We start from the raw sequence: 485 nt of genomic DNA, 5'->3' as shown, positions 1-485 counted from the left end.
CGGCCTGGCCAAAAACACCGCACACGTGCTGACCTTGTTTGCGCTCTCCAATCTGTGGATGAAGCGAAAGCAGTTGCTGCCGGCTATGGGGAGCGTGCGCCTGTAAACCAGGAAATTCCCACGGAAAGCGCCAGAAATGGCGAAATTCCAAAGATTCAAACGCCACTCTTCGGAACGACGCGACATCCCGCACTCTCAGGCCTCGTTATTCAGACCTTCCTAAGCTCCCCCGTCAAGCAGGCACTTTAAAAGTAGAGCTTTCGGCGTACTTGTTGCGGTACTCGACCGGGGTCATTCCGCCGAGCGAATCATGGGATCTTGCTTGGTTGTAGTCGATCATCCACCAGTGGGCGGCTTCGCGCACCTCGTCGAGGCAGGCGAAGAGATTCAGGTCGAGCACTTCCTCGCGGAACGTACGATTGAAGCGCTCAATGAAGGCATTCTGATTTGGCTTTCCCGGCTGGATGTACTGTAGTGCGACGCCA

At 55.7% G+C, this 485-nt stretch carries 2 pseudogenes; one reads left to right on the top strand and one right to left on the bottom strand.

The annotated features are described in order from the left end of the window. A pseudogene (locus tag F7R02_RS25855) lies at nt 1-106 on the top strand (IS5/IS1182 family transposase); the annotation flags it as partial. Nucleotides 107-232: 126 nt separating this feature from the next. Here F7R02_RS25855 and F7R02_RS25850 read toward each other — a convergent pair. Continuing rightward, nucleotides 233-485: pseudogene (locus F7R02_RS25850) on the bottom strand (integrase core domain-containing protein); the annotation flags it as partial.

This window comes from Xanthomonas cissicola (genome assembly GCF_008801575.1).
In the GTDB taxonomy this organism is placed as follows: domain Bacteria; phylum Pseudomonadota; class Gammaproteobacteria; order Xanthomonadales; family Xanthomonadaceae; genus Xanthomonas; species Xanthomonas cissicola.
Note: the sequence above shows the minus strand (reverse complement) of the source record. Positions and strands in the feature narration are given on the sequence as shown.